A 1,202-nucleotide genomic window follows, 5' to 3' on the forward strand; every position below is an offset into this window, starting at 1 on the left:
TAAAACCTATTCACAATAATATATACATAGCAATCATAAAATATAATGACAACAACCTTACAGAGACGCGAGAGTGCTAATCTGTGGGAACAGTTTTGCTCCTGGATAACCAGTACTGACAACCGCATTTACATTGGTTGGTTTGGTGTGCTGATGATACCTTGCTTGCTTGCTGCAACCACCTGCTTTATCATTGCTTTCATTGCAGCCCCTCCAGTAGATATTGATGGTATTCGTGAACCTGTAGCAGGTTCTTTACTATATGGAAATAACATTATCTCTGGTGCAGTTGTACCCTCATCAAATGCTATTGGCTTGCACTTCTATCCCATCTGGGAAGCAGCTTCCTTGGATGAGTGGTTATACAATGGTGGCCCTTACCAACTAGTAATTTTCCACTTTTTAATTGGTGTATTCTGCTACCTTGGACGTGAGTGGGAATTATCTTACCGTTTGGGTATGCGCCCCTGGATATGTGTTGCATTTTCTGCACCTGTAGCAGCTGCAACTGCAGTATTTCTAGTCTATCCACTAGGACAAGGTTCATTCTCTGATGGTATGCCTCTAGGTATTTCTGGAACCTTTAACTTCATGTTAGTATTCCAAGCAGAGCACAACATTCTGATGCATCCTTTCCACCAGCTAGGTGTAGCAGCTGTGTTTGGTGGCAGCTTGTTTTCTGCTATGCATGGTTCCTTGGTAACTTCTTCCTTAGTTCGTGAGACCACTGAGAATGAATCCCAGAACTATGGTTACAAGTTTGGTCAAGAAGAAGAAACTTATAACATTGTTGCTGCACATGGCTACTTTGGCCGTCTAATTTTCCAGTATGCTTCCTTTAATAACAGCCGTAGTTTGCACTTCTTCTTAGCGGCTTGGCCTGTAGTTGGAATCTGGTTCACAGCCTTAGGCATTTCTACCATGGCATTTAATCTGAACGGTTTTAACTTTAACCAATCTGTAATTGATTCCCAGGGCCGTGTAATTGGTACCTGGGCCGATGTTATTAATCGTGCAAACTTGGGTATGGAAGTAATGCATGAACGTAATGCCCACAACTTCCCCTTGGATTTAGCTGCTGGTGAGTCGGCTCCTGTTGCACTAAGCGCACCTGCAATCAACGGTTAATTAACAAGTTTACTGATTTAGTCAACATAATCAACATGTTTGAAAAATACCTCCTGGAGACAGGGGGTATTTTT

The 1,202-nt window shown here is 42.3% G+C and carries 1 protein-coding gene; it reads left to right on the forward strand.

Features of this window, described 5'->3' with window-relative positions:
* Positions 1–45 precede the first annotated feature (45 nt).
* A complete protein-coding gene (psbA, locus tag RINTHH_RS01740; protein ID WP_008232154.1) occupies positions 46–1,128 on the forward strand; it encodes a photosystem II q(b) protein in 1,083 nt (360 codons plus the stop codon).
* The last annotated feature ends 74 nt before the right edge of the window (positions 1,129–1,202 follow it).

Source organism: Richelia intracellularis HH01 (assembly GCF_000350105.1).
GTDB lineage: Bacteria > Cyanobacteriota > Cyanobacteriia > Cyanobacteriales > Nostocaceae > Richelia > Richelia intracellularis.